Origin of the sequence: Qipengyuania huizhouensis (genome assembly GCF_019711635.1) — a bacterium.
Classification (GTDB): Bacteria; Pseudomonadota; Alphaproteobacteria; order Sphingomonadales; family Sphingomonadaceae; genus Qipengyuania; species Qipengyuania huizhouensis.
This window is the reverse complement of sequence record NZ_JAIGNT010000011.1, coordinates 18,158-44,411: the sequence shown is the minus strand read 5'-3', so window position 1 is coordinate 44,411 and position 26,254 is coordinate 18,158. Positions and strand designations below refer to the sequence as shown.

Below are 26,254 nucleotides of genomic sequence, written 5' to 3'. Positions count from 1 at the left end.
AGTTAGGCATCCCGGCATCAATAGGAAAGGCCCGCCTGCTCCTGTGAGCAAGCGGGCCTCTCAGAGTATCCCGAACTGGGAGGGAAGAGCTTAGTCTTCTTTCTTCTTCAGCGCTTCGCCGAGGATGTCGCCGAGCGATGCGCCCGAATCCGACGAACCGAACTGTGCAACCGCTTCTTTCTCTTCGGCGATCTGACGTGCCTTGATCGAGAAGGTCGGCTTCTTCGAGCGGTCGAAACCGGTGACCATGGCATCGACCTTGGCGCCCGGCTGGAAACGATCCGAACGCTGTTCGTCGCGGTCGCGGCCGAGGTCCGAACGCTTGATGAAGCCGGTCGCACCGTCTTCGCCGACCTGGACTTCGAGGCCGCCATCACGAACTTCAAGCACGGTAACGGTGACGATCTGGTTCTTGCGGATGTCGCTCGACGCGCCGGCTTCGGTCGGAGCACCCTTTTCAAGCTGCTTCATGCCGAGGCTGATGCGTTCCTTCTCGACATCGACATCGAGAACGACGGCTTCGACCTGCTCACCCTTGCGGTGCAGGGCGAGGGCGTCTTCACCCGAGATGCCCCATGCGATGTCCGACATGTGGACCATGCCGTCGACGTCGCCCGGAAGGCCGATGAAGAGGCCGAATTCGGTAGCGTTCTTGACTTCGCCTTCGACCTTCGCACCAACGGGATGCGCTTCGGCGAATTCTTCCCACGGATTGCGCTGGGCCTGCTTGAGGCCGAGCGAAATGCGGCGCTTCTCGCTGTCCACTTCGAGAACCATGACTTCGACTTCCTGCGAGGTCGAAACGATCTTGCCCGGGTGAACGTTCTTCTTGGTCCAGCTCATTTCCGAAACGTGGACCAGGCCTTCGATGCCCGGCTCGATTTCGACGAATGCGCCATATTCGGTGATGTTGGTGACAGTGCCCGTCAGCTTCATGCCGACCGGATACTTGGCGGCAACGCCATCCCACGGATCGCTCTCGAGCTGCTTCATGCCGAGGCTGATGCGCTGCGTATCTTCGTTGATGCGGATGATCTGGACGGTCACGGTCTGACCGATCTCGATCATTTCGCTCGGGTGGTTGACGCGCTTGTAGCTCATGTCGGTGACATGGAGCAGGCCGTCGATACCGCCGAGGTCCACGAAGGCGCCGTAATCGGTGATGTTCTTCACAACGCCGTCGATCACCTGACCCTCGGCGAGATCGTTGATCAGTTCGCTGCGCTGCTCGGCGCGGGTCTCTTCAAGAACCGCACGGCGCGAAACGACGATGTTTCCGCGGCGGCGGTCCATCTTGAGGATCTGGAAGGGCTGGGCCATGTCCATCAGCGGAGTGACGTCGCGCACGGGGCGGATGTCGACCTGGCTGCCGGGCAGGAAGGCCACGGCACCGTCGAGATCGACGGTGAAACCGCCCTTGACGCGGCCGAAGATGCGGCCTTCGACGCGCTTGCCTTCGCCGAATTCGCTTTCAAGCTTGTCCCATGCAGCTTCGCGGCGGGCGCGGTCGCGGCTGAGCATCGCTTCGCCATCGGCGTTTTCGATGCGGTCGACGAAAACTTCGACTTCCGAGCCGACTTCGAGACCGTGCTCGTCTTCGCCGCGCATGAATTCTTTAAGGTCGACGCGGCCTTCGCTCTTCAGGCCGACATCGATGTGAGCCATGCCGTTTTCGATGGAAGTAACGGTGCCCTTGACGACGCGGCCTTCGAAGCCGCCATCATCGGCGCCGCCAAGCTGCTCGTCGAGCATCGCGGCGAAATCGTCGCGGGTGGGATTGGCTGAGGTTGCCATAAACTGAGTAGTCCTAACGTTCGTTTTGCTACCGGCCGCCGGTTTTACCGGGGTCTTTACCCGTCTCCGAACACCATTGTCCGGGCCAACGGGGCAAGAGGGCCGTGATCTCCGCGAGGCCGGATGCCGCCGCGAAGGTCCATCGAATCCTGAAGTTTCGTGAACGGGCGCGCGCCTAGGCCAATGCGCGCTGAAAAGCAAGCAAAATGGGGTGGGGTTCTGCGACCGGAAAGTTGACTGTCACCGCCGCTTTTAAACCCGTGACCTTTCGCGGGAACCGCGGTTTTTCGCGCCCCATGACCCTAGCGGCGGACAGGCTGTGTGACTTTTCAGATGCGGGGGTCCGGGCATCGGTTGGTTCGATGAATCTGGCATGGGCGCGAGAATGCCGAAGATGTTCGATGTAGGAAAGCACGTGAAATGTCCCGCCCGGGCCGAGCCGGAATTATCGGTGCATGCCGGCAGAACGAACCTGTTCCACGGCTTCGATTGCCGCCGCAATCGCCTCTTCCTTACCCAGCGCGCTTGTGTCGATCACCATCGCGTCGGCGGCAGGCACCAGGGGGGCAACCTTCCGATTTCTGTCACGATCGTCGCGGCGGCGCAGGTCTTCTGCGATTTCCGCGAGCGTTACCGCCGCGCCGCGCTCGCGCATTTCGCGGAAACGCCGCTGCGCGCGCGCTTCTACGCTGGCGGTGATGAAGAGTTTCGCCTGCGCCTCGGGTACAATCACAGTGCCGATATCCCGACCGTCGAGGACTGCGCCGCCCGGCTGCATGGCAAAGCTTCTCTGGCGATCGTAGAGCGCTTGCCTCACTGCGGGATGGACGGACACGCGGCTTGCATAACCGCCGGTATGCTCGTCGCGCAGATGCGGCTCGCTTAGCAGGAAGTCGGGAAAACCGGTGGCCGAAAGCGCATCTTCGCCATTGTCCGGATTGCCTCCGTTGAGGAACACCTGCCACCCGACAGCGCGATAGAGAAGGCCGGTATCGAGGTGAGGCAGTCCGAAATGCTCTGCCAGCGCCTTGGCAATCGTACCCTTGCCCGAAGCGGTGGGGCCGTCGACGGCAATAATCATGCTTCGCGTTCCTGCCCCTTGCGCCCCGTGCGTATCGCTTTTGCGATGCCATAGATCGCAATAGCTGCCCAGAACCCTTCAAGCACGAGACTGGGCCAGTTGGTGTGCACCAGCAGCGAAATGGTCAACAGGGCCGCCCCGGCCAGATTGGTACCGTGAAGGACAAAGGGGTTCGGCTCGTCCTTGAGTGTCAGATAGGCATAGGCACCGATGATGCAGGCGGTTCCGCAAAAGCCCACCATGCTGGCCCAGTCGAGGCCGGTCATGATGCAGCCTCCGTCAGAAGATCCATGAAATTCGGAAAGCTCGTCCCGATCGGTTCGGTGCTGTCGATCTCGACCCCGCCTTCGCTGGCCAGGCCTGCAACGGCCATGCTCATCGCGATGCGGTGATCGAGATGGGTGACTATGGTGCCGCCTCCTGACAATGGCTGGCCGCCGTTCCCTTCGATAATAAGTCCGTCTCCATTCTCTTCGACCTGTGCGCCTGCCGATTTGAGGGCGGTGGCCATGGCGGAAAGCCGGTCGCTTTCCTTGACCCGTAGTTCTTCAAGCCCGCTGGTCACGGTTGCGCCCTCTGCGAAGGCTGCAGCGACGAAGAGGACGGGAAATTCGTCGATCATGCTCGGTGCGATCGCAGGATCAACCACAATCCCCTTCAGCCGTGCATGGCGCACGCACAGATCGGCGACGGGTTCTCCGCCTACCTCGCGCTCTTCAAGATATTCGATATTCGCGCCCATTTCCCGCAATGCGCGATAGATGCCGTCCCGGGTAGGATTGAGACCGACGTTTTCGATGACGAGGTCGCTGCCCGGCACGATACTGGCGGCGACCGCAAAGAAAGCGGCCGAGGATGGGTCACCCGGTACGACAATGTCGTTCGGATGCAGATCGCAGGGGCCATGAACCCTGATCACGCGTTCGCCGTCCCGATCCTCTACCTGCACTTCGACACCGAAGCTGCGCAGCATACGTTCCGTATGGTCGCGCGTCGGCACGGGCTCGATGACAGTGGTGACGCCGGGCGTATTGAGCCCCGCCAGCAATACGGCACTTTTTACCTGCGCGCTGGCGACTGGCAGACGGTAGGTGACGGGCACCGCGGGCTGCATTCCCTCCATCACAAGCGGCAATGTGCCGCCGAGGGAGGGGGTGAAATTCGCGCCCATGGTCGATAGCGGATCGATAACGCGGCCCATCGGACGTTTGGAGAGGCTCGCGTCTCCAGTGAAGGTTGCGGTGATGCCGTGGCTCGCCAGAAGTCCCATCAACAGCCGCGTCGAAGTCCCCGAATTGCCCATGTCGAGCGCCCGTTCGGGCTGAAGCAATGAACCGACTCCGACACCGTCGACGATCCAGTCTTCGCCATCCTTCCCGATCACAGCGCCCATCGCGCGCAATGCGGCGGCTGTGGCCAGGACATCTTCCCCCTCGAGAAGGCCTGAAATCCGGCTGCGGCCAGCTGCCAGAGCGCCGAACATAAGCGCACGGTGGCTGATCGACTTGTCTCCCGGCACGCGAATGCGTCCGGTCAGTGGGCCTGCGGGCATGAAGCGGTGAGCGGTCACGAATGCGTATCCATAATGATGGCGGCGCTTTGACAGTGCACATACGTTCTGGCAAGGCGCGCGCGCTGTTGATTCCTGCCCAGCAGGTACCCATCAATACAATTACGAATTCACGGCCTCTGCGCACAGTGCGAGGGGCGGCAAAGCCAAGGATTACACATGGTCAAACCTGAATGGGGCACCAAGCGCACCTGCCCGAACTGCGGCACCCGCTTCTATGATCTGAACAAGGAAGATCCCGTCACCTGCATCGAATGCGGTGAAGAGTGGACGCCGGAACCGGTGCTCAAGTCGAAGCAGCCGATTCTTGCCGAAGAAGAGAAGAAGGACAAGAAGGCCGAAGCCGATTCCGACCTGGGCGGCGACGACGATGACGATCTGGACATTGATATCGACGAAGACGACGATTCGCCCGACAATGAAGTCGATCTTGGCGGTGACGACGATCTGGGTGTCGAAACGAAATCCAAGGGCGACGACGACGACGCCGACGAATCCTGATTTTGCTGTTGCATTGCGGCGAGGCGCCTTATATTGGGCGCCTCCCGCAAGGGCGATGCACCTCCCAGGATGCGTCGGTTCGAAAATGGTTCGGGGCCTTAGCTCAGCTGGGAGAGCGCTACAATGGCATTGTAGAGGTCAGCGGTTCGATCCCGCTAGGCTCCACCATTTTCCCGGATTTGACGGTAGCAGGCCGTGGCGACGACCGAGGCTTGCTTCCACCACACCCGGGCAAGAGTTTGGGTTTCACAGGGGTCTGACCCCACGCTGGCCGACGAGTTTTCGTCCGCCGGCGTTTTTCGCGTTTATTCGGACCTGACCGGGTTCGGAAGGAGTAGAGCAGGCATGTTCGACAATCTGTCCGACCGGCTCGGCAATGTCTTCGACAGGCTCAAGGGCCGCGGTTCGCTGTCCGAAGGTGACGTGCGCGAAGCCATGCGCGAAGTGCGCATCGCATTGCTCGAAGCCGATGTTGCGCTGCCCGTCGTGCGCCGCTTCATCGACGCGGTCACCGAAAAGGCGATCGGTTCCGAGGTCCTCAGATCGGTCACTCCCGGCCAGCAGGTCGTCAAGATCGTTAATGACGAGCTGGTCGAAATGCTCGGCGGCGATGGCGAGGATGCCGAACCGCGCGAACTGAACCTCAATGCCAAGCCGCCGGTCGTCATCATGATGGTCGGTCTCCAGGGCTCGGGTAAGACGACCACGACCGCCAAGCTCGGCAAGCTGCTGCGCGAAAAGCACGGCAAGAAGGCCATGATGGCCTCGCTCGACGTCAACCGTCCTGCGGCTCAGGAACAGCTCAAGGTTCTTGGCGAACAGGTGGACGTGGCCACCCTGCCGATCGTCCCCGGCCAGCAGCCGGTCGATATCGCGCGCCGCGCAATGGAAAGCGCGAAGCTTCAGGCGGCCGATGTTCTGCTGCTGGATACCGCGGGCCGTCTCCACGTCGACGAAGCACTGATGGCCGAGATGAAGGCCATCGCCAGCGTTTCCGCACCCACAGAGGTGTTGCTGGTGGTCGACAGCCTGACCGGGCAGGACGCTGTCAACGTAGCGCAGAGCTTTACCGGCGAGGTTCCGCTGACCGGCGTGGTTCTCACGCGTATGGACGGCGATGCGCGGGGCGGTGCAGCCCTGTCGATGCGTTATGTCACGGGCAAGCCGGTCAAGTTCGCCGGTACTGGTGAAAAGCTCGACGCGATCGAGGCATTCGACCCCAAGCGCGTCGCCGGCCGGATCCTCGGCATGGGCGATGTCGTGTCGCTGGTGGAAAAGGCCGCGACCGCGATCAAGGAAGAAGAGGCCGAAGCGCTCGCCAAGAAAATGGCGAAGGGTGAATTCGACCTCGACGATCTTCGTATGCAGCTGCGCCAGATGCAGAGCATGGGCGGTCTTGGCGCGCTTGCCGGCATGATGCCGGGCATGAAGAAGGCCAAGGCGGCGATGCAGCAATCGGGTATGGACGACAAGGTCCTGCTCCACATGGATGCCATCATCGGTTCGATGACGCCCAAGGAGCGCAAGCTTCCCAAGCTGCTCAACGCCAAACGCAAGAAGCGCGTGGCGGCAGGTTCGGGCACTCAGGTCCAGGACGTGAACAAGGTGCTCAAGATGCATCAGGAAATGTCCAAGGCCATGAAGCAGATCAAGAAGATGGGCGGGCTCAAGGGTCTCGGCGCGCTGTTCGGAAAAGGCGGCATGGGTGCCGCGATGCCTGGCCTCGGCGGCGCGGGCGGCGGCCTTCCGGGTCTCGGCGGTGGTGGCAGCAAGGGCCCCTCGGTCGATCCCGACACGCTCCCGCCTGATCTGCGTGACATGTTGAACAAGAAATAATCTGATTATTGATATTTACATTCGAAAGGTGAAGTAAAATGGCAGTTGCAATTCGTCTGTCGCGCGGTGGCGCGAAGAAGCGTCCCTACTATCGCATCGTCGTGTCGGACTCGCGCAGCTCGCGTGACGGCAAGTATCTGGAACAGATCGGTACCTACAATCCGATGCTGCCGAAGGATTCGGGCGAGCGCGTAAAGCTCGACGAAGACCGTGCCCGTCACTGGCTGAGCGTCGGCGCGCAGCCGTCGGATCGCGTCCATCGCTTCCTCGATGCCGCCGGTATCCTCGAGCGTGCGCCGAAGAACAACCCCAAGAAGGGCGAGCCGGGCGAAGCAGCCAAGGAACGCGCAGAAGAGAAGGCCACCAAAGCCGCCGAGGCCGAAGAAGCTGCCAAGGCTGCCGAGGAAGAAGCAAAGACCGCTGCGGAAGCTCCAGCTGAAGAGGCTGCTGCAGAGGAAGCTCCGGCCGAGGAAGCTGCTGCTGAAGAAGCTCCGGCTGAAGAAGCAACCGAAGACAAGGGCGAGTAATCTCTCCCATGCAGGACAAGCCCGTCACGCTGGCCGCCGTTGCAGGTGCGCACGGTGTGGCGGGCGAAGTCCGTCTGAAGCTGTTCGGCGAAGGCCTGGAAGGCCTCAGGCCGCACAAGAGCTTCAACGGAGGGGCATTGACGCTCTCCAAAGTTCGCAGCGACAACAAGGGCGGGGCCATAGCGCGTTTTGCCGAAGTGGACGATCGTACAGCAGCCGAGGCGCTGCGAGGCACAGCGCTGACGGTCCCCCGCTCCGCGCTACCGGCATTGGAAGAGGGTGAATTCTATCATTCCGACCTGCTGGACCTGCCGGTCATCACCGATACCGGGGACGAGGTCGGCCGTGTCTGCGCGGTCGATAATTTCGGCGCGACCGACATTGTCGAGATCGAGAAGCCCGACGGCAAGAAGTTCATGGTCCCCCTGACCGAACAGGCGGTTCGTTCCTGGGATGACGAAAAGCTTACTCTGAATCCCGATTTCCTCGAATAGGAACATCGCGTCCGCGCGTTCCGTTGGTCCTGTATGACCTATGGAAGAAAATCGCTCGTCTTTGCCCTTGTCCTGGGTTTGGCCGCTTGCGGCGAGAACCCGGGTGAGACCTCAACTGATCAAGATCGAACCCCGGCCTCGGACGAAACCGGCAGTCAGGCCGATGAAATCGGCCAACCTGCTGACCCAGATGGTGAGATTACCATCGAAGGTCGCATCGCCAAAGGTGTCGAGTGCCCCATCATCCGGACTCCGGATGGAGATACCTATGCCATCGCCATGGGCGAGGCAGACTTCGGGCCCGGGGACTATGTCCGTATGACGGGTCCGCTCGCAGATATGAGCTTCTGCCAGCAGGGCGACGACACGATCGAGCCACGTCGCATCGAATCCATAGAGCCGCCGGCAAGGGACCGCGATCCAGCGCGCGCAGGGGGCATAAAACTGACAGAAGATTATCTGACAGGGGCTTGGGTCGCCAAGGGAGTGGACGCGGACTGCGATACACCGGACTTCTCAGTTAGCCAAAGCCCCGGGGCATTGGTGATGGAAGCGGATATCGACGGGCATGATCCCAACGCCGCAATCGTTCTCGGTGATTACCCGAGGCTCGATCTGGATGAGCCTATGCCGGATCTGCCGATGGAAAGCAGGGGACCCGATGGAGTAGCAATCCTGCGCCCGGCAACAGATGCAGCCTATGATCCGATCAGGATCGGTTCTGCAGAGATCACCGGCGACGGCGTGGTCTTCGTCAAATGTCGCGGCTAACGCCGGAGCGGTCGCTTTTCAGCCAGATGGTTGCGAATTGTCGTGGCAGCAACGCCTGCCTGGCCCATGGCGTGACTGATCTGGTCGAGCCCGATTACGACATCGCCGGCTGCGAAAAGTCCCGGAATATCGGTTTCGAGGTGATCGTCGACGAGAATGCAGCCATCATCGCTGACCGCAGCGCCGCAGGATTGGGCAAGGCCGGACCGGATGACGGATCCAAGAGCCGGATAGACCGAGTCGAATTCCATCCGCCCCTCAGCGGTATCGAACGCGATACGTCCGTTATCGATGGCGTAATCGCCGCAGGGCCCGGCAACACGAGCGATTCCCGCATCGTCCAGCGCGGCTTCGCATTGCTCCGACAGGTCGTGATCGCCGTCTGGTGACACCAGCGTGATGTCGCTTGTATAGGTGCGGATGAACTGGGCTTCGGCGGCGCCGTCGTCGCCAGTGCCGATCACGGCGACCTTCTTGTCGGTCACCTCATAGCCATCGCAAACGGGACAGTAACGGATGAGACCGCGTGACAAGGCCTCCTCATGCAGCCGATCGTCGATATCCTTCGGACGGTTGTTGACCACACCGGTGGCGAGCAGAACGGTTCGTGCGCGATAGCTCTCATCGCCGCAGGTCACGGTAAAGCACTCGTCGGGCTTGGAGAGGTCGGTGACGCGTTTCGGTTCTCGCAAAGCACCGTAATTCGCTGCCTGATCGCGCATCCGGTCGAGCAGTTCGTTGCCGTTGATGCCTTCGGGAAAGCCTGCGTGGTTGTGGCTGGTGGGAATCCAGCTCGCGCGGCTCGTTCCGCAATCGAACATGCGAATGTCGAGATAATAGCGGGCGAGGTAGATCGCCGCAGTCAGACCCGCTGGTCCGGCGCCGATGATGATGCAATCGTCGATGTTGTCAGTCATTGGCGGGAGAACGCACGGGATGGCCAAGCGTTGCCAGCGCGATTATGGCGCGCCGATGACTTTCGCCGCCACCATCCTGACGCTCTATCCGGAAATGTTTCCGGGATCGCTCGGCATTTCCCTTGCAGGCCGTGCGCTCGATCGGGGCGATTGGACCTGCGAAACAGTTCAGATCCGCGACTTCGCCACCGACCGGCACCGTACGGTCGATGATACTCCTGCCGGTGGCGGCGCGGGCATGGTGCTCAAACCCGATGTGATCGGATCGGCGATAGAAAGCGTGGGCGAGGGCAGGCCGGTCCTTGCCATGACGCCGCGCGGCAAACCGATCACGCAGGCCCGCATCCGCGAGATTGCCGCAGGTCCCGGCGTCGCAATACTCTGTGGCCGGTTCGAGGGTTTCGACGAGCGGATTTTCGAACGCTATCCGCAGATCGAACAGGTCAGCCTTGCCGATATCGTCCTGTCGGGCGGAGAGCCCGCAGCGCTGGCGATTCTCGATGCTTGCATTCGGCTGCTTCCCGGAGTAATGGGCGCGCCCGATAGCGGAGTCGAAGAGTCCTACGAAAACGGCCTCATCGAATATCCGCAATATACCCGACCTCAGGAATGGGAAGGGCGCACGATCCCTGAAGTGCTGCGATCGGGGGATCATGCGAAAATCGCTGCTTGGCGCAAGGCAAGGAGCGAAGAAGACACACGGTTACGCAGGCCGGACCTTTGGGAACGCTATAGTGGCGTTCGGGACCAGCCTGCCTCTGGCGCGCGGCATGAAGAACCAGGAAGACCAGGCAAATGAACCTGATCCAGCAGCTCGAAGCCGAAGCGATTGAAAACCTCGGCAAGGACATTCCCGATTTCCGTGCAGGCGATACCGTCCGCGTCGGTGTGAAGGTTGTCGAAGGTACCCGCGAGCGTATTCAGAATTTCGAAGGCGTTGTCATTGCCCGCTCGAACCGCGGCATGGGCAGCAACTTCACCGTCCGCAAGCTTTCGTTCGGCGAAGGCGTGGAACGTGTGTTCCCGCTGTATTCGCCGATCGTCGACAACATCACCGTGGTCCGCCGCGGTATCGTGCGTCGTGCGAAGCTTTATTACCTGCGCGGCCGCACCGGCAAGCGCGCGCGCATCGCGGAACGCCGCGACAACGCGCCCAAGGCGTAAGCCTCGCTTCAGCGAACAGGGAAGGCGGTCCTGCGGGGCCGCCTTTTTCTTTGGGCAATTGCAAAATCAGGGCGGTGCTCCTGAAAGCGCCGCCCCAAAGGACCTCAAAATAAAGGCGATGCTCCTGAAAGCACCGCCCCAAAGGAGCCCGAAAATAAGGGCGGTGCTCCTGAAAGCACCGCCCTTGTCACGTGGGGATCATGATGAGCCGAAATTGGCCCGGTCTTGATGCCGCCGGAAGCCTGTGAGCCAGAAATGGCATCCGGTGACAATCCAGCTTCTGACAGCCGTGCCTTAAAAGAATTTAAGGAAGCGCGCTTAACCCGAAATTAGGCATGAATTGGGTGGCGCGGTCTCGCGGCTTGCTTTCTGCAAACGCGGTTGCGAGGAGACCTGTCACCAACCTTCGGGAGAGAACATGAAGTCGATCAGCCTCGCCGCAGCCCTCGCGCTCGGCACCTGTCTCGCAACCCCGGCACTCGCCGACCACCACACTGCATCGCAGGAGACCGCTATGGACCTGACCTTCGAGCGAGTCTTCGCCTCGCCCAGTCTCGACGGGCCAAGCCCAAGGCAGGCAAAATTGTCGCCCGATGGCCGCTATCTCACGGTATTGCGCAACCGCGAGGATGACCGCTCGCGCTACGACCTCTGGGCTTTCGACCGTGAAAGCGGAGAGTGGTCGATGCTGGTCGACAGCGAAGAAGTTGGCTCGGGCCGCGACCTGTCCGAAGAAGAAAAGATGCAGCGCGAACGCGCACGCGTGGGCGATCTCTCGGGCATTATCAGCTACGAATGGACGTCGAACGGGGAAGCCATCCTCGTGCCGCTCGACGGGGATCTCTATCTGGCCGGGCTGGATGGTACGGTATCCCGTCTAACGGACACTGAGGAAAGCGAACTCAATCCGGCGCTAAGTCCGGAAGGGAATTTCCTCAGCTTCGTGCGCGACCGCCAGCTTTGGGTTGGGAAGGTGGCGGGAGAGGCAGCCCCAATAACTCCGCAGGAAAGCGAAGCGGTGCGCTGGGGCGAAGCCGAATTCGTCGCCCAGGAAGAGATGGGCCGCAACACCGGCTATTGGTGGAGCCCCAATGAGCGCCGCATTGCAGTAGAGCGTTTCGACGAAAGCGATGTTGGCATCGTTACCCGCGCGGCTATCGGCGCAACCGGCACCGAAGTTTTCGACCAGCGCTATCCGGTGGCGGGCAGCGCCAATGCCGTGGTAGACCTCTACGTCATGGATCCCGATGGCGGAAACCGGGTGAAGGTCGATCTGGGTGACAATTCCGACATCTATCTCGCCCGGGTCGACTGGGCACCGGATGGAAGTGCGATCTACGTCCAGCGGCAGAACCGTGAGCAGACTGTGCTCGACGTATTGCGGGTCGATCCCGCGACCGGAGCTAGTGAGGCGGTCTTTACCGAGCGCGCGGCGATCGACGACTACTGGATCAATCTTTCCGACAACTACAAATGGCTCGACGATGGCAGCCTGATCTGGTGGTCGGAACGTGACGGATACGGCCACCTATACCGCTTCAACGATGGCGGTTGGACCCAGTTGACCGATGGCGAATGGGTCGTGACCAAACTTGTCGGAGTGGATCAGCAAGCAGGCCGGATATTTTTCACCGCCACGAAAGAAGATGTGCTTGCACAGCAGGTATATTCGCTCGACCTGACCGGTCCGGGCGAGCCTGCCCTGCTGACCGATCCGGCCTACACCCATTCCGTCAGCATGGATGGCAAGGGGCAGACGCTGCTTATCAGCCGCTCGAACGATGACACGCCGCCGCAGAGCTATATCGCCGATGCGACCGGCAAGCGTCTCGCCTGGATCGAGGAGAACAGGCTTGATGCAGGCCATCCCTATACCTCGTTCCTCGCGAGCCATCGGCCGACGCAATATGGAACGATTTCTGCCGAGGATGGCACTCCGCTCCATTGGGAGATGGTCACCCCCGTAATGGAGCCCGGCAAACGCTATCCGGTTTATTTCTACCACTATGGCGGCCCCGGGCCGCAGATCGTCAACAAGGGCTGGAACGGCGCGCTGCGCCAGGCAATCGTCGACAAAGGCTATATCTGGTTCGCCCTCGACAATCGCGGCAGCGCCAATCGCGGTGTCGCCTTCGAGCAGCCGATCTACCGCGCCATGGGAAGCGTTGAAGTGCGGGATCAGAAGGCGGGGGCGGAATACCTCAAGACGCTCGACTTCGTCGATCCTGACAAGATCGCCATCGATGGCTGGTCCTACGGCGGCTACATGACGCTGAAACAGCTCCAAGCCGATCCGGGGCTATATGCGGCCGGCATTTCCGGAGCGCCGGTAACGCGCTGGGAGCTTTACGATACGCACTACACCGAACGCTACATGGGCACGCCGCAGGATGATGCGGAGGCCTATGAAGCGGCCTCCGCCATTCCGGATGCAACCAAGATCGCCGATCCCCTGCTGCTCATCCACGGCATGGCCGACGACAATGTGGTGTTCGAAAACGCCACCGAGGTCATTTCTGCCATGCAGGAAGGTAATGTGCCGTTCGAGATGATGCTGTACCCGGGCTACACGCACCGCGTCTCGGGCGAACAGATTTCGCCGCATCGCTACAATACCGTGTTCCGCTTTCTAGAGCATCACGGGGTCACACCGCCGAAATAGGAATTTATGGGCCGCAACCGAATGTGCGCTTGCGGGCGCGCGGCCAATCGCTATCTCGGCGGCACAGCGATCTTGGAGAAGTGAATTGGGTTATCGAGTTGCCGTAGTCGGCGCGACCGGGAATGTCGGACGCGAAATAATGCAGGTTCTCGCCGAGCGCGAATTCCCGTGTGACGAGGTGGCCGCGGTCGCAAGCTCGCGCTCGCACGGCACCGAAGTCGAATTCGGTGACACCGGCAAGATGCTCAAGTGCAAGAACATCGAGCATTTCGACTGGTTCGGTTGGGACATCGCCCTGTTCGCTGCAGGTAGTGGACCCGCAAAGGAATATGCGCCCAAGGCCGCAGCGGCTGGCTGCGTGGTGATCGACAACAGCTCACTCTACCGGATGGACCCGGACGTGCCGTTGATCGTGCCCGAAGTGAACCCCGACGCGATCCACGATTACAAGAAGCGCAACATCATTGCCAATCCCAACTGCTCGACCGCGCAGTTGGTGGTGGCGCTCAAGCCGCTGCACGATGCGGCGACGATCAAGCGAGTGATCGTCTCGACCTACCAGTCGGTTTCGGGCGCGGGCAAGGCGGGCATGGACGAACTGTTCCAGCAGAGCCGGGCTATTTTCGTTGGTGATCCGGTGGTGCCGGAAAAATTCACCAAGCAGATCGCCTTCAACGTCATTCCGCATATCGACGTCTTCATGGACGATGGCTCCACCAAGGAAGAGTGGAAGATGATGGTCGAGACGAAGAAGATCCTCGATCCCAAGATCAAGCTCAACGCCACCTGCGTGCGCGTGCCGGTATTCGTCGGCCATTCCGAAAGCGTGAATATCGAATTCGAGAACGAGCTTTCGGCCGAGCAGGCGCAGGAGATCCTGCGCGAAGCACCCGGTATCATGCTGATCGACAAGCGGGAGGACGAGGGATACGTCACCCCGGTCGAGAGCGCGGGCGACAGCGCCACCTACATCAGCCGCGTGCGGGACGACCCGACAGTCGACAATGGCATTGCACTCTGGTGCGTGTCCGACAATTTGCGCAAGGGTGCGGCGCTGAATGCGGTACAGATCGCGGAACTACTGGGGCGTGAATGCCTTAAGAAGGGATGATCCGCAAAAGCCTTGCTCTCGCCTCTCTTCTGTTCCTTGCCGCTTGCGGTCCGGGCGCAGAAGGAAGTTCATCCGATTCGACGACCGCTGCCGATCAAGGGAATGACGCGGTTGTTTCAGCGGCAAAAGTCGTTGTCGACGCCAATGGGCTCGCGATCGGCAGGGGGCAATCCCGCGAAGCGCCGCGGTTTGGAACACCGCGTGGCGAAGTCGATGCGCTTCTGACTACGGCATTCGGGGCCGAGCCCGGGAAGACCACGAACGACGAATGCGGCGCTGGCCCTACCGATTTTTCCCAGGCCGGCCCGCTTCAGGTGGCCTATCAGGACAATCGCTTCGTCGGCTGGTTCGTGGGCGAGGGCGAGGGTGTGGTGACTTCCGACGGGGTGCAGACCGGCGCGACGATGGCCGAGTTGCGCGACGAGCGACCGGTACAGGTAATCACCGGCAGCACGCTGGAGGGTGAGTTCCAGTACCAGAGTGCGGACTACGGCATGATCACCGGCTTCTTCGAAGGTAGCGAGACGGATGGGACGATTACGGCGTTGGCAGCAGGTGTGACCTGCTTCTTTCGCTGAGTGCGCTGCTGCGTATAAGGGCGCAATGACCCTGACCGCAGAACTCTATTTCAGTTTCCGATCGCCCTATAGCTATTTGTCTGTCGGTCGATACCGGGCGATGACGGAAGAATTCGATCTCAAGATTGCCTTGAGACCGGTTTATCCGCTGGCGATCCGGCAGCCCGATTTCTTCGAACGGAACCATCCGAACTGGCTCGGCTACACGATGCGCGATATGCTGCGCGTGGCACAGTTTCACAGCATCCCTTTCGGCGCCCCGCGGCCCGATCCGATTATACAGGACATGGCGACCCGGCAGATTGCCGAGGACCAACCCTACATCCGCCGCGTAACGCGGATGGGGCAGGCCGCCGCACGCCGCGGTGTGGGCCTCGTCTTTGCCGCAGAGGCGGGTCGTATGATCTGGGGTGGCCAGGAAAACTGGCATGAGGGTGGCCATCTGGAACGGGCCATCGAGGCGGCCGGGCTGGGCGTCGAGGAAATCATCGCAGAGGTTCAGGGAGAAGGAGAGGCGCTCGATGCCGAGATTGCCGCCAATCAGGATGCTCTCGAAAAGGCCGGGCACTGGGGTGTGCCCACTCTCGTTTTCGACGGCGAACCCTTCTTCGGGCAGGACCGCATAGAAATGGCCAAGTGGCGCATGGAACAGAAGGGATTGCAGAAGCGATGAAAATGGAAACATTCGAGAGTTTCGACGGCACGCGGCTCGCTCTTCATCGGACGGGCGAAGGCAGGCCGCTTGTCCTGCTCCACGGGCTATTCTCCAGCGCGGAAATGAACTGGATAAAATGGGGGCACGCGCAGCTTATCGCCGAACGTGGCTATGAAGTGTTGATGCTCGACTTTCGCGTTCACGGCGAAAGCGAAGCGCCTCACGACAAGGCTGCATATCCGAAAAATGTACTCGTGCGCGACGTTGCCGCACTGATAGAACATCTGGCGATCGAGGATTACGACCTGGGCGGTTTCTCGCTCGGTGCGCGCACCGCTCTCCATGCCGTGGCGCATGGCGTGATTCATCCGGCTCGATTGATCGTTGGCGGAATGGGAACTGCGGGACTGGGTGAATGGGAGAAACGTTCGGCGTATTTCAAGCGAGTGATTGACGAATTCGAGAATATTCCGCGGGGCGATCCCGCCTATTTCTCGATGCAATTCCTGAAATCTCAGGGTGTAGACCGGATTGCCGCGCGCATGCTGCTGGACACGATGCCAGACCTCGATCTCGCCAAGCTCGCCAATATTACCATTCCTGCTCTTGTCGTTTGCGGGGACGAAGATCGTGATAATGGATCGGCTGAAGAACTGGCGCAATTGCTGCCAGATGCGACATATGTAGAAGTGCCCGGAACCCATATGTGGAGCGTGACGAAGCCTGATCTCGGGCAGGCAATGGCGGATTGGCTGGGCAATCCGGCTTGATTCCACATCGTTGCAGGTGCAATCCGGCAGTCAACGAAAACATATCCAATTCCCAGGGAGGAATGTCCTATGAAGTTCGCCCCCGTCGCCTTGTCCGCGCTTGCCATATCGCTTGCAGCCTGCACGACTGCAAATGCAGAACCGGTGGCCCCGTTGGCCCCGGTAGCCGCGGCTGATGAAGCATATCCCATGACGCCGCAGGGTGCGGCTGACTGGGTCGCCATGGTAGAGAAGGACCTGTTCGATTTCTCGGTAGAATATGGGCGGGTTCTTTGGTTGAATTCGACCTATATCGTCCATGACAGCGACATGCTCGCCGCGAAATACGGCGCGGATTCGACGCAAAAGTCGGTCGCTTATGCCAACAAGGCTGCGGAATATGCGCGTGTCGAGGGTCTCGATCCCGAAGTCGCTCGGAAGCTGGACATGCTGCGCAATGGCATCGTCATGCCTGCGCCGGTGCGCGATGGCGCTGCCACCGAACTGAACGAGATCGCCACGGCCCTTGGCTCGGCTTACGGTAAGGGCAAGGGCACGCTGAATGGCGAGGAAATCTCCGGCTCGGATATCGAGGCGGAAATGGGCAATCTTGAACGCACGCCTGCGGAATTGCAGGAAATGTGGGCCAGCTGGCACAACAATGTCGGTGCGCCGATGCGTGAAGATTATCTGCGCATGACGGGCATCGCCAACGAAGGCGCCAAGGAACTCGGCTTTTCCGACCTCGGTGCCATGTGGCGCTCCAACTATGATATGGATCCCGACCAGTTCGCCGCAGAGACCGAGCGGATGTGGCAGGAGGTCAAGCCGCTTTACATGGCGCTTCACACCTATGTGCGGTCGAAGCTGAACGAGAAATACGGCGACGAGATCCAGCCCGAGACCGGCCCGATCCGCGCCGACCTGCTCGGCAATATGTGGGCACAGGAATGGGGTAATATCTATCCTGTGGTCGCTCCCGAGGGGGCTGGTGATATCGGCTATGACCTGACCGAACTGATCGAGCAGAAGGGTTATGACGAGCGGGAAATGGTCAAGGTCGGCGAGCAGTTTTTCTCATCGCTCGGCTTCGAAGCGCTGCCCGAAACCTTCTGGGAACGCAGCATGTTCACCAAGCCGGCGGACCGTGAAGTGGTGTGCCATGCCAGCGCATGGGACGTCGACAATGTCGACGATTTGCGGATCAAGATGTGCATCAAGCGCAATGCCGACGATTTCGTCACGATCCATCACGAGCTTGGACACAATTACTACCAGCGCGCCTATAACGAGCAGGATTATCTCCATCTCAATGGCGCAAACGACGGCTTCCACGAAGCGATCGGCGATATGATCGCGCTGTCGATCACGCCCGAATACCTCGTTCAAATCGATATGCTCGAGCCCGGCGAGGTTCCGAGCGCTGACAAGGACATCGGCCTCCTGCTTCGGCAGGCCATGGACAAGGTAGCCTTCCTGCCGTTCGGCTTGATGGTCGACCGCTATCGCTGGGGTCTGTTCGACGGCTCGATCCCGGCCGGGAGCCTGAATGCCGGCTGGAACGACCTCCGGCTCGAATATCAGGGTATCACGCCGCCGGTGGCGCGCGACGAAAGCCAGTTCGATGCGGGCGCGAAGTACCACATCCCCGGAAACGTCCCCTATACCCGTTACTTCCTCGCGCGGATCCTGCAGTTCCAGTTCTACAAGGCCGCCTGTGACCAGGCTGGATGGGAAGGTCCGCTTCATCGCTGTTCGTTCTATGGTAACGAGGAAGTCGGCCAGAACCTCAACGCTATGCTTGAAATGGGCGCCAGCAAGCCCTGGCCTGACGCGCTCGAGGCATTCACCGGCGAACGGCAGATGAGCGGTAAGGCGATGGTTGAGTATTTCGCGCCGCTCAAAGCCTGGCTGGACGAGCAGAACGAAGGCAAGCCGCAAGGGTGGTAAGGCTCGGCCTCGCTTTATTTCCGGCGCTCCTAGCGGCAGCCTGCGCCCCTGTTTCCGGGCAGCGGGCAGGGGCGTCGTCAAGCCAGGAGGTCTCCGGGGCGCTCTTCGTAGCGGGCAAATTCGGGAACACACTCGCCAAGGTCGATCTGGGCAGTGGCGAGGAAACTGCCCGGGTGGAAAGCTGTGCAAACCCTCACGAACTGGCGACTTCGCCGGATGACGAATATATCGCTCTGGCCTGCTATGGCGGGACCAGCGTGGATATATTCCGCACGCGCGATCTGGCCAAAATCAAGAGTATCGAACTGGGTGAGAACGCGCGCCCCCACGGTATCGTTTGGCACGATAACGGAAGCCTCTACTCCACCGCAGAAGGCCGAAAATCGGTCTTCGTGATCCGCAATCCTCTGGGCGAAACAGAAACCTTCGAATATGCGACTGGCAAGGAAGGCAGCCACATGCTCGCGGTTGCTCCCGACGCGATGCATGCATGGACGACTGACCTAGGGTCTGGGACCGTAACACGCGTCGATCTGGTAACCCGCCGCGCGCCATTGTCGGTACGGGTTGGAGGCGAGCCGGAAGGCATCGCGCTTGCTCCCGATGGAGAAACACTGTGGGTCTCTGCCCGTGGGTCGGATATGGCCTATACGCTGGATCCACAGAGCATGAAGAAGATCAAGGACATATCGGTCGGAGATTTCCCACTGCGCATCCAGCTGCGGCCGCAGGGCGATTATGCGGTTACGTCCGATCTTGCCGACGGGGGTCTCTCCGTCATCGATGTGGCCACGGGGGCAAAGGTGCGCTCCATTACCGTATCCAGCCGGGATGAAGCCGAGGCAAAGGCTCAGGTCACCATTCTGTTTTCGCCTGATGGCGAACGTATATATGTCGCCGAAACCATGGCAAATACGATTGCCGAAGTGGATTTCGGAACGGGCGAAGTGCTTCGCCGCTTGCCTGGTGACGGCGGTGGCGACGGGATCGCAATCATCGAATGAAAACGCCGAAAGTACTTCCAGTCGTCGGCTGGCGCGAGTTGGTGCATCTGCCCGAACTCGGCCTTCACGGCGTATCCGCAAAGATCGACACCGGTGCGCGCACATCGTCGCTGCACGGGACCGTGCTCGAAGAGTTCGAACGCGACGGCCAGAAATATGTGCGGTTCGCGGTCGACTATGAACGACAGCACGTTCGCCAGGTTTGCGAGGCCGTGCATGTCGATGTGAGGGGAATTACCAGCTCGAATGGCGAGACCCAGTATCGCTATGTGATCAAGACACCGCTCAAGATTGGCGATGTCGAATTCCGCGCCGAGGTAAGCCTTGCCGATCGTAGCGATATGAAATTTCCGATGTTGATCGGCCGTTCGTCGCTCCGCCGCCGATTTGTAGTGGACTCGGGATATTCCTGGTTGCAGACGCCCGAGATGACGGTCCAGAAAGGCCATAAGCCATGAAAATTGCGATGCTTGCTCGCAATCCGAATCTCTATTCGCACCAGCGGTTGAAGGACGCGGCGGAAGAGCGCGGCCACGAGTTCGATATTCTCAACACCACGCGCTGCACGGTGCATATCGCAAGCCATCGGCCCGAGGTCTATTACAACGGCGAACCTTGCATCGGTTACGACGCGGTAATCCCGCGCATCGGCGCCTCGATCACGAATTACGGTCTGGCGATACTGCGGCAATTCGAAATGCGCGGTTGCTGGCCGCTCAACGAAAGCGTTGCCATCGGGCGGAGCCGCGACAAGCTACGGTCGATGCAGATCCTGGCCAAGCACGGCCTTGGCTTGCCGCTGACCGCCTATGCCAACGATCCCAAGCAGGCGGAGGAAATCATCAAGGCGGTCAAGGGGCCGCCGGTGGTGATCAAACTGCTCGAAGGAACGCAGGGCATCGGCGTGGTGCTGGCTGAGACGATGAGCAGCGCAAAGTCGGTCATCGAGGCCTTCCGCGGGGCGAACGTCAACATTCTCGTGCAGGAATTCATCAAGGAAGCAGGCGGCACCGATATTCGTGCGCTGGTGGTCGGCGGCAAGGTCGTTGCCACAATGAAACGTACCGGCGCGGCTGACGATTTTCGTAGCAACCTTCACCGAGGGGGAAGTGCGGAATTGATCAAGATAACTCCGGCCGAACGCTCGACTGCCGTCAGCGCTGCCAAGCGTATGGGCCTGAACGTGTGCGGCGTGGATATGCTGCGCAGCAATCACGGCCCGGTGATCATGGAGGTCAACTCCTCCCCCGGACTGGAAGGCATCGAGAACGCCACCGGCAAGGATATCGCCGGGATGATTATCGATTACATGGCGGCCAATGCTAAGGTCGGGAAGACCAAGACCAAGGGGAAGGGGTGACGTTCGCTACCCACCCGAAAGCAGACAAGCATTGCAGCACACGGACTTTCATCTAGGCACAACGCCTTAGGTCTGCTCTCCACCTATATCGGTTATCACCTAAACGGCGGTTCATTGAATGCGCGCAGCTTGCGGCTGTGCAGCTTGGGTCCTTCCTCGCGCAACAGATCGCATGCCGTGACGCCGATCTGCAGATGCGCCGCGATGGCTTCCTCGTAGAACTTGTTCGCCTGCCCGGGCAGCTTGATCTCGCCGTGGAGAGGCTTGTCCGAGACACATAACAGCGTTCCGTAAGGGACGCGGAAGCGGTAGCCTTGCGCGGCGATGGTTGCGCTTTCCATGTCGATACCGACCGCGCGGCTCAGCGACAGACGCCGGGATGACTGGGTGTAGCGCAGCTCCCAATTTCGATCGTCGGTCGTGACGACCGTGCCTGTGCGCATGCGCTTTTTCAGGTCGCTGCCGTGTTCGCCCGACACCGTCTCCGCAGCGCCTGCGAGGGCCTGCTGGACCTCTGCAATGGCGGGGAGGGGAATTTCGGGAGGGAGCACCGGGTCGAGTACATGATCGTCCCGCAGATATGCGTGGGCCAGAACATAGTCGCCGATCTTCTGGCTGGGGCGCAGACCGCCGCAGTGTCCGATCATCAGCCATGCCTCGGGCCGGAGCACGGCAAGATGATCGCAGATCGTCTTTGCGTTGGAGGGGCCAACACCGATGTTGACCAGCGTGATCCCACCGCGTCCTTCACCGACGAGATGGTAGGCGGGCATTTGGTGACGCCGCCATGCCGTGTCGGACAACTGGCCCCGCGCATTCTCGGTTTTGTCGGTTAGCAGCATACCTCCGGCACCGGCCAGGGCGGTATATCCGTTTTTGCCCAGCTGGGCGCCTGCCCAGTCAACGAATTCATCGACATAGCGGTGATAGTTCGTAAAAAGTATGAATCGCTGGAAGTGCTTCGGATCGGTGCCGGTATAGTGTGCCAGACGCGCAAGGCTGAAATCGGTGCGCAGGCCATCGAACAGCGATAGCGGTATCGGATCGTCGGGATGTTCGAGTTCGATACCGTCGGCCAATTCGTCACCGATGTCGGCGAGATCGGTCGATGGAAAGTGACGTGCGATCTCGTTGGGGTCTATGCCGGCCAGTTCCGCGCCAGCTTCACCATCGAGTACGTAAGGGAAGGGGATTTCCTGGCGCGAGGAACCGACTTCGATTTCGACTTCGTAATTGCTTTCGATAAGTTCGATTTGCTCGCGGAGGTAGTCGCGGAACAGGCTCGGTTTCGTGACTGTGGTGGCGTACAGTCCGGGCGTGTTGAGGCGACCGAAAGCCCGGCTCGCACCTTCCGGCAAGACGCTGCCGCGAAACAGCAGGCGCAGCTCAGGGTAGGCGTAACTCCCGTCCTTGCGTCGCTCGGCGGGCGGCAATTCGCGATCCCGCCCGAAAGCGATAACATCGTCGCGCAAACGTCCGACGGCTGCGTCATAAACGCTTTGAAGTTTGTCGAGGATCTGTTCGATCGAATCCATACGGGCCTATTTCTCCTGGCTCTTTTCGTTTTCGTGACGCCTCTTGCCACAGACCGGCGCCGCTTACAAAAAGGGCGCGGTGACCGAAGCCGCCGCGCCCTGATTGATTTCTCGACTGCGAGAGTTCAGCCTTCGGCTTTCTCTTCGCTGTCGGAAGCTTCGGCTTCGACGCCTTCTTCGAGCATGTCCGCAGGGATCTCGCCCGGTTCGAGGGTCGGGTCGGTGCGGTTTGCTTCGGCCTGTTCTTCGATTTCGCGCTGTTCGTCTTCGAACATTTGCGCCAGAACATCGACGCCCTGCGTCTGCAGTTCGGCTTCGTCGTCCGAGCGGGCAACATTGGCCTTCACGGTGACGGAAACCTCGGGGTGGAGATCGATGCGCACGTCATGCATCCCGATCGTCTTGATCGGGTTGCCCATGATGACCTGCTTCTTGTCGATCTCGTGGCCCTTTTCGACCAGTCCGTTGACGATGTCGCGGACGTTGACCGAACCATAGAGCTGGCCGGTGTTCGAGGCGGCGCGGATCAGCACGATCTCGACGCCATCGACCTTTTCGCCGCTCTTTTCGGCTTCGGCACGACGTTCAGCGTTTTCTTTTTCGAGACGCTCACGATTGGCTTCGAAGACCTTCTTGTTGGCTTCGTTGGCGCGCAGGGCCTTCTTCTGCGGAAGAAGGAAGTTGCGTGCGTAGCCATCCTTCACGGTGACGACATCACCGATCGAGCCGAGCTTTTCGATACGCTGGAGGAGAATGATATCCATGAGGTCTTCTCCTTACTTCACGATGTACGGCAGCAGGCCGATGTGGCGAGCACGCTTGATCGCCTTGGCGAGTTCACGCTGTTTCTTCGCGCTGACGGCGGTGATGCGGGAAGGGACGATCTTGCCACGCTCGGACATGAAGCCCTGGAGCAGACGAACGTCCTTGTAATCGATCTGCGGTGCGTTCTTCGCGGAGAACGGGCAGGTCTTGCGGCGACGGAAAAACGGACGGGCCATCAGTTACGCTCCTCGCGATCCTTGCGCTTCTTCGAATCGCGCTCGTTCTTGCGCATCATCACCGAAGGGCCTTCTTCGTGCTCGTCGACCTTGATGGTCATGTAACGAATGATGTCTTCGTTGATACGCGTCTGGCGTTCGAGCTCGGCAACAACGGAGCCGGGGCCCTCGATGTTGAGCATCACGAAATGCGCCTTGCGGTTACGGTCGATCTTGTAGGCGAGGTTCTTGAGACCCCAGGTCTCGGTCTTGGTGACCTTGCCGTCGTTGTTTTCGACGATTTCGGTCGCCGTGGCGGCGAGCTGATCGACCTGAGCCTGGCTCAAGTCCTGTCGCGCCAAGAAGACATGCTCGTAGAGAGCCATGCTCTTGTCCTTTCAACTGCTGGCCGATCGCTGGCTGATCCGCGGGATTGCGGGGCCCCTCCGGCTTTCTTCAATTCCCCGCCCGAAAGCGTGGGATGCGCGCACATAACGGGATTGACGGAGAATGCAAGCCAACTTGAACCTTGCCGAGGCGGAACGGGATGGGCAGGGGGTCGTTGGCTTTGCCGAACAGGGAGATTCTGCGTGCCAGGTGGATTGGTTGCCTTACTCGACGACGTTTCGATCATTGCCCGCACCGCGGCTGCGAGCGTGGATGACATTGCCGCTGCCGCCGGGCGCGCCGGGTCGAAGACGGCCGGCGTGGTCATCGACGATGCAGCGGTAACGCCGTCCTATGTGACCGGTCTTTCCCCGGCACGCGAACTGCCGATTATCTGGAAGATCACCCTTGGCAGTCTGAAGAACAAGCTGCTGATACTGCTTCCGGGCGCCTTGCTGCTCAGCGAATTCCTGCCCCAGGCCATCGTTTTCGTCCTCATGCTGGGTGGGGGGTACCTGTCTTATGAAGGTGCCGAAAAGGTGATGGAAAAGCTGGGCGGGGCAAAGCACGGCAAGACGGTCGACGATGTAATCGACGACCCGGCCGCATTCGAAAAGAAGCGGATATCGGGCGCGATCCGTACCGACCTGATCCTTTCTGCAGAAATAATGGCCATCACGCTGAACGAAGTGGCGGCGGAAGATCTCTGGACGCGCGCCGGTGTGCTGGCTCTGGTCGGCATTGCAGTCACAATCGCTGTCTATGGGACGGTCGGACTGATTGTGAAAATGGACGACGTCGGACTTCACCTGGCCGAGAAGGAAAGCACTTTCGCGCAGAAACTGGGGCGCGGCATGGTTGCATTCATGCCGAAGCTTCTCACTGCGCTAAGCTTTATCGGTACGATTGCCATGCTCTGGGTGGGTGGCGGGATCATCCTGCATGGGCTGGCGGAAATCGGTATTGCCGGTCCCGAACACTGGGTGGAAGGAATCCAGTACGGCGTTTCCGAAATAGCCGGACAAGCCGGCGGAATACTGGGCTGGATGACCTTTGCAGGTCTGTCCGCCGTGACGGGGTTGATACTGGGCTTCATCATCGCGATCGTTCTGCACAATGTGCTGAAAATCGGTAATGATGATGCGGCCAGCGCTGCACATTAGAGTTCAGGACAGGCGTTCGAACACGCGCCGTGCAAATTCGCTCAGCGTATCGTCGCGCGCGCCCATCACCACTATCCGGTCGCCGGGGCGCGCCATATTCACCAGGCGGTCTTCGATATTCTTGCGCGAAGGGATATGCGAGGCATTGCCCCCTGCTTCGTTGATCAATTGCACGATGCGCGCACTGCCCTCGCTCCGATCGACTGTCCCACCGAAATAAACAGGGTCGGAAAAGAGCACCCTGTCATCTTTTTCCAGTTCGTTGGCGAAGGTTTGAGCCAGTTCGTCGCCCATCTGCCGTAACGGTCCATAGCCGTGCGGCTGAAAGAATGCGATTACGCGCCCCTGATGCGCGCGCAGGGTCCTCAGGGTGGCGGCGCATTTTTCCGGATTGTGCCCGAAATCGTCGATCACTGTGATCGCGGCGTGGTTTGTCCCAATAATGTCGAACCTCCGGGCCAGTCCATCGAACCCCGCCAGCGCCTCGACAGCAGCTGCGACGGGGACGCCAGCGGCTGCGGCTGCCGCGATAGCCGCAAGGGCATTGGATAGATTATGCCTTCCCGGCATGTTCAACCTGAGCGGATGCTCGGATCCGTCGTGCCGGTCCACGATCATCGCAGCCTGCCGAATCGGACCTTCGGCAATACTACCCGGCGCTACTCCGATCTGCGCCTTTTCCTGGTCGATACCGAAGGTGATGACTTCTCTGGCATGGGGCAGAAGTGCCAGCGCTTCTTTGTCATCTGCATTGATGACTGCAATGCGGCTTCGCGAGAGGTAATCCGCGAAGAGCTGGCGCAGTTCTTCCATACTCTTGTGATCAAGGCTGACATTCAGCAGTACGCCGACTGCGGGGCGATAAAGCGCGATCGAGCCATCGCTTTCGTCCACTTCGCTGACATACAGGCTTTGCCCCCCCACAACAGCGCTGGCGAAGGGGCGCTCGGGGGAGACGAAATTCTTCATCACCGCGCCATTCATGATCGTCGGTTCACGGCCCGTCGCCTGCAGGATCCAGCCGAGCATTCCGGTGACAGTCGATTTGCCACTGGTTCCCGCAACGGCGAGCCCGGCGCCGCTCGTATTGAAAAGGATCGAATTGAGTTCCGCACGGGTCAGGCGCAGGCATCCGAGCTCGTTTGCCTTGCCGATTTCCGGCACTGTGTCTTCAATAGCTGCGGAGGCGACGACAACCTGATCGCCGGAAACGATGCCGCTTCCGTCCTGAGGATGCAATTCGATTCCCTGCTTTTCGAGCGCAGCGAACTTGTCCGGCGTGCGGCCTTGATCGAAGCTGCGGTCGGAACCGGCGACCTTTGCGCCGCGACCCTTCACGATCTGAGCAAGCGGAAGCATACCCGAGCCTCCGATCCCGACGAAAAAGAAGGGGCGTGCGAAAAGCTCGTCTGGGCTGGGGAAGTCCGTCATTCAAGTCTCGCTATGCAGTTGTAAGCACGATGAC

The 26,254-nt window shown here is 60.3% G+C and carries 27 protein-coding genes and 1 tRNA gene; 18 read left to right on the top strand and 10 right to left on the bottom strand.

Translation table 11 applies throughout. The features are described 5' to 3' along the window. Window positions 1-90: 90 nt before the first annotated feature. The 4 genes from rpsA to aroA form a co-directional block, all read right to left on the bottom strand. Window positions 91-1,794, bottom strand: a complete 1,704-nt coding sequence (gene rpsA, locus K3180_RS10025) for a 30S ribosomal protein S1 (protein WP_221540486.1) — start codon at window positions 1,792-1,794, stop codon at window positions 91-93. A 445-nt stretch (window positions 1,795-2,239) separates the two neighbouring features. Further along, on the bottom strand, window positions 2,240-2,875 hold the full coding sequence (locus K3180_RS10020) for a (d)CMP kinase (protein ID WP_221540484.1): 636 nt from the start codon (window positions 2,873-2,875) through the stop codon (window positions 2,240-2,242). Then, window positions 2,872-3,141 carry a CBU_0592 family membrane protein gene (locus K3180_RS10015; protein ID WP_221540481.1) on the bottom strand — a complete coding sequence of 90 codons (270 nt, stop codon included), beginning with the start codon at window positions 3,139-3,141 and terminating at the stop codon, window positions 2,872-2,874. Before K3180_RS10015 ends, K3180_RS10020 begins: the two co-directional genes overlap by 4 nt. Continuing rightward, window positions 3,138-4,427 (bottom strand): 3-phosphoshikimate 1-carboxyvinyltransferase, encoded by a 1,290-nt coding sequence (aroA, locus tag K3180_RS10010; protein WP_221540578.1) that lies wholly within the window; start codon window positions 4,425-4,427, stop codon window positions 3,138-3,140. The genes K3180_RS10015 and aroA overlap by 4 nt, the downstream gene beginning before the upstream one ends. Window positions 4,428-4,604: 177 nt before the next feature. Between aroA and K3180_RS10005 the strand changes: the two genes are divergently transcribed. The 6 genes from K3180_RS10005 (at window position 4,605) to K3180_RS09980 (ending at window position 8,574) form a co-directional block, all read left to right on the top strand. Next, window positions 4,605-4,946, top strand: coding sequence for a TIGR02300 family protein (locus K3180_RS10005; protein ID WP_221540479.1), 342 nt, complete (start codon window positions 4,605-4,607; stop codon window positions 4,944-4,946). 92 nt (window positions 4,947-5,038) lie between these two features. Beyond that, window positions 5,039-5,114: transfer RNA gene (locus K3180_RS10000), tRNA-Ala, on the top strand. A 177-nt stretch (window positions 5,115-5,291) separates the two neighbouring features. Further along, on the top strand, window positions 5,292-6,782 hold the full coding sequence (gene ffh / locus K3180_RS09995) for a signal recognition particle protein (protein WP_221540477.1): 1,491 nt from the start codon (window positions 5,292-5,294) through the stop codon (window positions 6,780-6,782). 38 nt (window positions 6,783-6,820) lie between these two features. After that, a complete protein-coding gene (rpsP, locus tag K3180_RS09990; RefSeq protein ID WP_221540475.1) occupies window positions 6,821-7,309 on the top strand; it encodes a 30S ribosomal protein S16 in 489 nt (162 codons plus the stop codon). An 8-nt stretch (window positions 7,310-7,317) separates the two neighbouring features. After that, window positions 7,318-7,803, top strand: a complete 486-nt coding sequence (gene rimM / locus K3180_RS09985) for a ribosome maturation factor RimM (RefSeq protein ID WP_221540473.1) — start codon at window positions 7,318-7,320, stop codon at window positions 7,801-7,803. 33 nt (window positions 7,804-7,836) lie between these two features. Further along, window positions 7,837-8,574 carry a DUF5818 domain-containing protein gene (locus K3180_RS09980; RefSeq protein ID WP_221540471.1) on the top strand — a complete coding sequence of 246 codons (738 nt, stop codon included), beginning with the start codon at window positions 7,837-7,839 and terminating at the stop codon, window positions 8,572-8,574. Here K3180_RS09980 and K3180_RS09975 read toward each other — a convergent pair. Continuing rightward, window positions 8,571-9,491, bottom strand: a complete 921-nt coding sequence (locus tag K3180_RS09975; protein WP_221540469.1) for an NAD(P)/FAD-dependent oxidoreductase — start codon at window positions 9,489-9,491, stop codon at window positions 8,571-8,573. The genes K3180_RS09980 and K3180_RS09975 overlap by 4 nt on opposite strands. Window positions 9,492-9,546: 55 nt before the next feature. On the opposite strand from K3180_RS09975, the gene trmD reads away from it, so the two are divergent. The 11 genes from trmD to rimK all read left to right on the top strand — a co-directional run bounded on the left by trmD (window position 9,547) and on the right by rimK (window position 20,724). Beyond that, window positions 9,547-10,290, top strand: coding sequence for a tRNA (guanosine(37)-N1)-methyltransferase TrmD (trmD, locus tag K3180_RS09970; RefSeq protein WP_221540576.1), 744 nt, complete (start codon window positions 9,547-9,549; stop codon window positions 10,288-10,290). Continuing rightward, window positions 10,287-10,655, top strand: coding sequence for a 50S ribosomal protein L19 (rplS, locus tag K3180_RS09965; RefSeq protein ID WP_247710477.1), 369 nt, complete (start codon window positions 10,287-10,289; stop codon window positions 10,653-10,655). The genes trmD and rplS overlap by 4 nt, the downstream gene beginning before the upstream one ends. 418 nt (window positions 10,656-11,073) lie before the next feature. Next, entirely contained in the window at window positions 11,074-13,317 is a 2,244-nt protein-coding gene (locus K3180_RS09960) for a S9 family peptidase (RefSeq protein ID WP_221540468.1), read from the top strand. An 85-nt stretch (window positions 13,318-13,402) separates the two neighbouring features. Then, entirely contained in the window at window positions 13,403-14,428 is a 1,026-nt protein-coding gene (locus K3180_RS09955) for an aspartate-semialdehyde dehydrogenase (RefSeq protein WP_221540465.1), read from the top strand. Beyond that, window positions 14,425-15,006, top strand: coding sequence for a hypothetical protein (locus tag K3180_RS09950; RefSeq protein WP_221540462.1), 582 nt, complete (start codon window positions 14,425-14,427; stop codon window positions 15,004-15,006). The genes K3180_RS09955 and K3180_RS09950 overlap by 4 nt, the downstream gene beginning before the upstream one ends. A gap of 25 nt (window positions 15,007-15,031) precedes the next feature. Then, on the top strand, window positions 15,032-15,679 hold the full coding sequence (locus K3180_RS09945) for a 2-hydroxychromene-2-carboxylate isomerase (protein ID WP_221540461.1): 648 nt from the start codon (window positions 15,032-15,034) through the stop codon (window positions 15,677-15,679). After that, entirely contained in the window at window positions 15,676-16,431 is a 756-nt protein-coding gene (locus K3180_RS09940) for an alpha/beta fold hydrolase (RefSeq protein WP_221540459.1), read from the top strand. Before K3180_RS09945 ends, K3180_RS09940 begins: the two co-directional genes overlap by 4 nt. A gap of 69 nt (window positions 16,432-16,500) precedes the next feature. Then, window positions 16,501-18,360, top strand: a complete 1,860-nt coding sequence (locus tag K3180_RS09935; protein ID WP_221540457.1) for a M2 family metallopeptidase — start codon at window positions 16,501-16,503, stop codon at window positions 18,358-18,360. Next, the gene (locus K3180_RS09930) at window positions 18,354-19,364 is read left to right on the top strand and encodes a YncE family protein (protein WP_221540455.1); all 1,011 of its coding nucleotides are present in this window, start codon (window positions 18,354-18,356) and stop codon (window positions 19,362-19,364) included. Before K3180_RS09935 ends, K3180_RS09930 begins: the two co-directional genes overlap by 7 nt. Continuing rightward, a complete protein-coding gene (locus K3180_RS09925) occupies window positions 19,361-19,822 on the top strand; it encodes an ATP-dependent zinc protease family protein (protein WP_221540453.1) in 462 nt (153 codons plus the stop codon). Before K3180_RS09930 ends, K3180_RS09925 begins: the two co-directional genes overlap by 4 nt. After that, window positions 19,819-20,724 carry a 30S ribosomal protein S6--L-glutamate ligase gene (rimK, locus tag K3180_RS09920; RefSeq protein ID WP_221540451.1) on the top strand — a complete coding sequence of 302 codons (906 nt, stop codon included), beginning with the start codon at window positions 19,819-19,821 and terminating at the stop codon, window positions 20,722-20,724. The genes K3180_RS09925 and rimK overlap by 4 nt, the downstream gene beginning before the upstream one ends. Before the next feature lie 95 nt (window positions 20,725-20,819). Here the strand turns inward: rimK and K3180_RS09915 are convergent, their stop codons facing one another. The 4 genes from K3180_RS09915 to rpsF form a co-directional block, all read right to left on the bottom strand. Beyond that, the gene (locus K3180_RS09915; RefSeq protein ID WP_221540449.1) at window positions 20,820-22,259 is read right to left on the bottom strand and encodes an AMP nucleosidase; all 1,440 of its coding nucleotides are present in this window, start codon (window positions 22,257-22,259) and stop codon (window positions 20,820-20,822) included. A 125-nt stretch (window positions 22,260-22,384) separates the two neighbouring features. Further along, complete coding sequence (gene rplI / locus K3180_RS09910; protein ID WP_221540448.1) at window positions 22,385-23,023, bottom strand: 50S ribosomal protein L9; 639 nt, start codon at window positions 23,021-23,023, stop codon at window positions 22,385-22,387. Between the two features lie 12 nt (window positions 23,024-23,035). Next, window positions 23,036-23,260 (bottom strand): 30S ribosomal protein S18, encoded by a 225-nt coding sequence (gene rpsR / locus K3180_RS09905; protein WP_221540446.1) that lies wholly within the window; start codon window positions 23,258-23,260, stop codon window positions 23,036-23,038. Next, window positions 23,260-23,625, bottom strand: a complete 366-nt coding sequence (rpsF, locus tag K3180_RS09900; protein WP_221540444.1) for a 30S ribosomal protein S6 — start codon at window positions 23,623-23,625, stop codon at window positions 23,260-23,262. Before rpsF ends, rpsR begins: the two co-directional genes overlap by 1 nt. Before the next feature lie 204 nt (window positions 23,626-23,829). Here rpsF and K3180_RS09895 point away from each other — a divergent pair, with 204 nt between their 5' ends. Then, window positions 23,830-24,789 carry a DUF808 family protein gene (locus K3180_RS09895; protein WP_221540442.1) on the top strand — a complete coding sequence of 320 codons (960 nt, stop codon included), beginning with the start codon at window positions 23,830-23,832 and terminating at the stop codon, window positions 24,787-24,789. A gap of 3 nt (window positions 24,790-24,792) precedes the next feature. On the opposite strand, the gene K3180_RS09890 is transcribed toward K3180_RS09895, so the two are convergent. Beyond that, on the bottom strand, window positions 24,793-26,220 hold the full coding sequence (locus K3180_RS09890; RefSeq protein ID WP_221540440.1) for a Mur ligase family protein: 1,428 nt from the start codon (window positions 26,218-26,220) through the stop codon (window positions 24,793-24,795). Window positions 26,221-26,254: the final 34 nt, after the last annotated feature.

Coding starts and splice junctions, on each gene's coding strand:
- K3180_RS10020 (WP_221540484.1), bottom strand. CDS start 2,875: ATGATTATTGCCGTCGACGGCCCCACCGCTTCGGGCAAGGGTACGATT.
- rpsR (WP_221540446.1), bottom strand. CDS start 23,260: ATGGCCCGTCCGTTTTTCCGTCGCCGCAAGACCTGCCCGTTCTCCGCG.
- rpsA (WP_221540486.1), bottom strand. CDS start 1,794: ATGGCAACCTCAGCCAATCCCACCCGCGACGATTTCGCCGCGATGCTC.
- K3180_RS09960 (WP_221540468.1), top strand. CDS start 11,074: ATGAAGTCGATCAGCCTCGCCGCAGCCCTCGCGCTCGGCACCTGTCTC.
- K3180_RS09915 (WP_221540449.1), bottom strand. CDS start 22,259: ATGGATTCGATCGAACAGATCCTCGACAAACTTCAAAGCGTTTATGAC.
- rpsF (WP_221540444.1), bottom strand. CDS start 23,625: ATGGCTCTCTACGAGCATGTCTTCTTGGCGCGACAGGACTTGAGCCAG.
- K3180_RS10005 (WP_221540479.1), top strand. CDS start 4,605: ATGGTCAAACCTGAATGGGGCACCAAGCGCACCTGCCCGAACTGCGGC.
- trmD (WP_221540576.1), top strand. CDS start 9,547: ATGACTTTCGCCGCCACCATCCTGACGCTCTATCCGGAAATGTTTCCG.
- K3180_RS09935 (WP_221540457.1), top strand. CDS start 16,501: ATGAAGTTCGCCCCCGTCGCCTTGTCCGCGCTTGCCATATCGCTTGCA.
- K3180_RS09945 (WP_221540461.1), top strand. CDS start 15,032: ATGACCCTGACCGCAGAACTCTATTTCAGTTTCCGATCGCCCTATAGC.
- K3180_RS09975 (WP_221540469.1), bottom strand. CDS start 9,491: ATGACTGACAACATCGACGATTGCATCATCATCGGCGCCGGACCAGCG.
- ffh (WP_221540477.1), top strand. CDS start 5,292: ATGTTCGACAATCTGTCCGACCGGCTCGGCAATGTCTTCGACAGGCTC.
- aroA (WP_221540578.1), bottom strand. CDS start 4,427: ATGCCCGCAGGCCCACTGACCGGACGCATTCGCGTGCCGGGAGACAAG.
- rpsP (WP_221540475.1), top strand. CDS start 6,821: ATGGCAGTTGCAATTCGTCTGTCGCGCGGTGGCGCGAAGAAGCGTCCC.
- K3180_RS09925 (WP_221540453.1), top strand. CDS start 19,361: ATGAAAACGCCGAAAGTACTTCCAGTCGTCGGCTGGCGCGAGTTGGTG.
- K3180_RS10015 (WP_221540481.1), bottom strand. CDS start 3,141: ATGACCGGCCTCGACTGGGCCAGCATGGTGGGCTTTTGCGGAACCGCC.
- rplI (WP_221540448.1), bottom strand. CDS start 23,023: ATGGATATCATTCTCCTCCAGCGTATCGAAAAGCTCGGCTCGATCGGT.
- rimM (WP_221540473.1), top strand. CDS start 7,318: ATGCAGGACAAGCCCGTCACGCTGGCCGCCGTTGCAGGTGCGCACGGT.
- K3180_RS09980 (WP_221540471.1), top strand. CDS start 7,837: ATGACCTATGGAAGAAAATCGCTCGTCTTTGCCCTTGTCCTGGGTTTG.
- K3180_RS09950 (WP_221540462.1), top strand. CDS start 14,425: ATGATCCGCAAAAGCCTTGCTCTCGCCTCTCTTCTGTTCCTTGCCGCT.
- K3180_RS09940 (WP_221540459.1), top strand. CDS start 15,676: ATGAAAATGGAAACATTCGAGAGTTTCGACGGCACGCGGCTCGCTCTT.
- rplS (WP_247710477.1), top strand. CDS start 10,287: ATGAACCTGATCCAGCAGCTCGAAGCCGAAGCGATTGAAAACCTCGGC.
- K3180_RS09890 (WP_221540440.1), bottom strand. CDS start 26,220: ATGACGGACTTCCCCAGCCCAGACGAGCTTTTCGCACGCCCCTTCTTT.
- rimK (WP_221540451.1), top strand. CDS start 19,819: ATGAAAATTGCGATGCTTGCTCGCAATCCGAATCTCTATTCGCACCAG.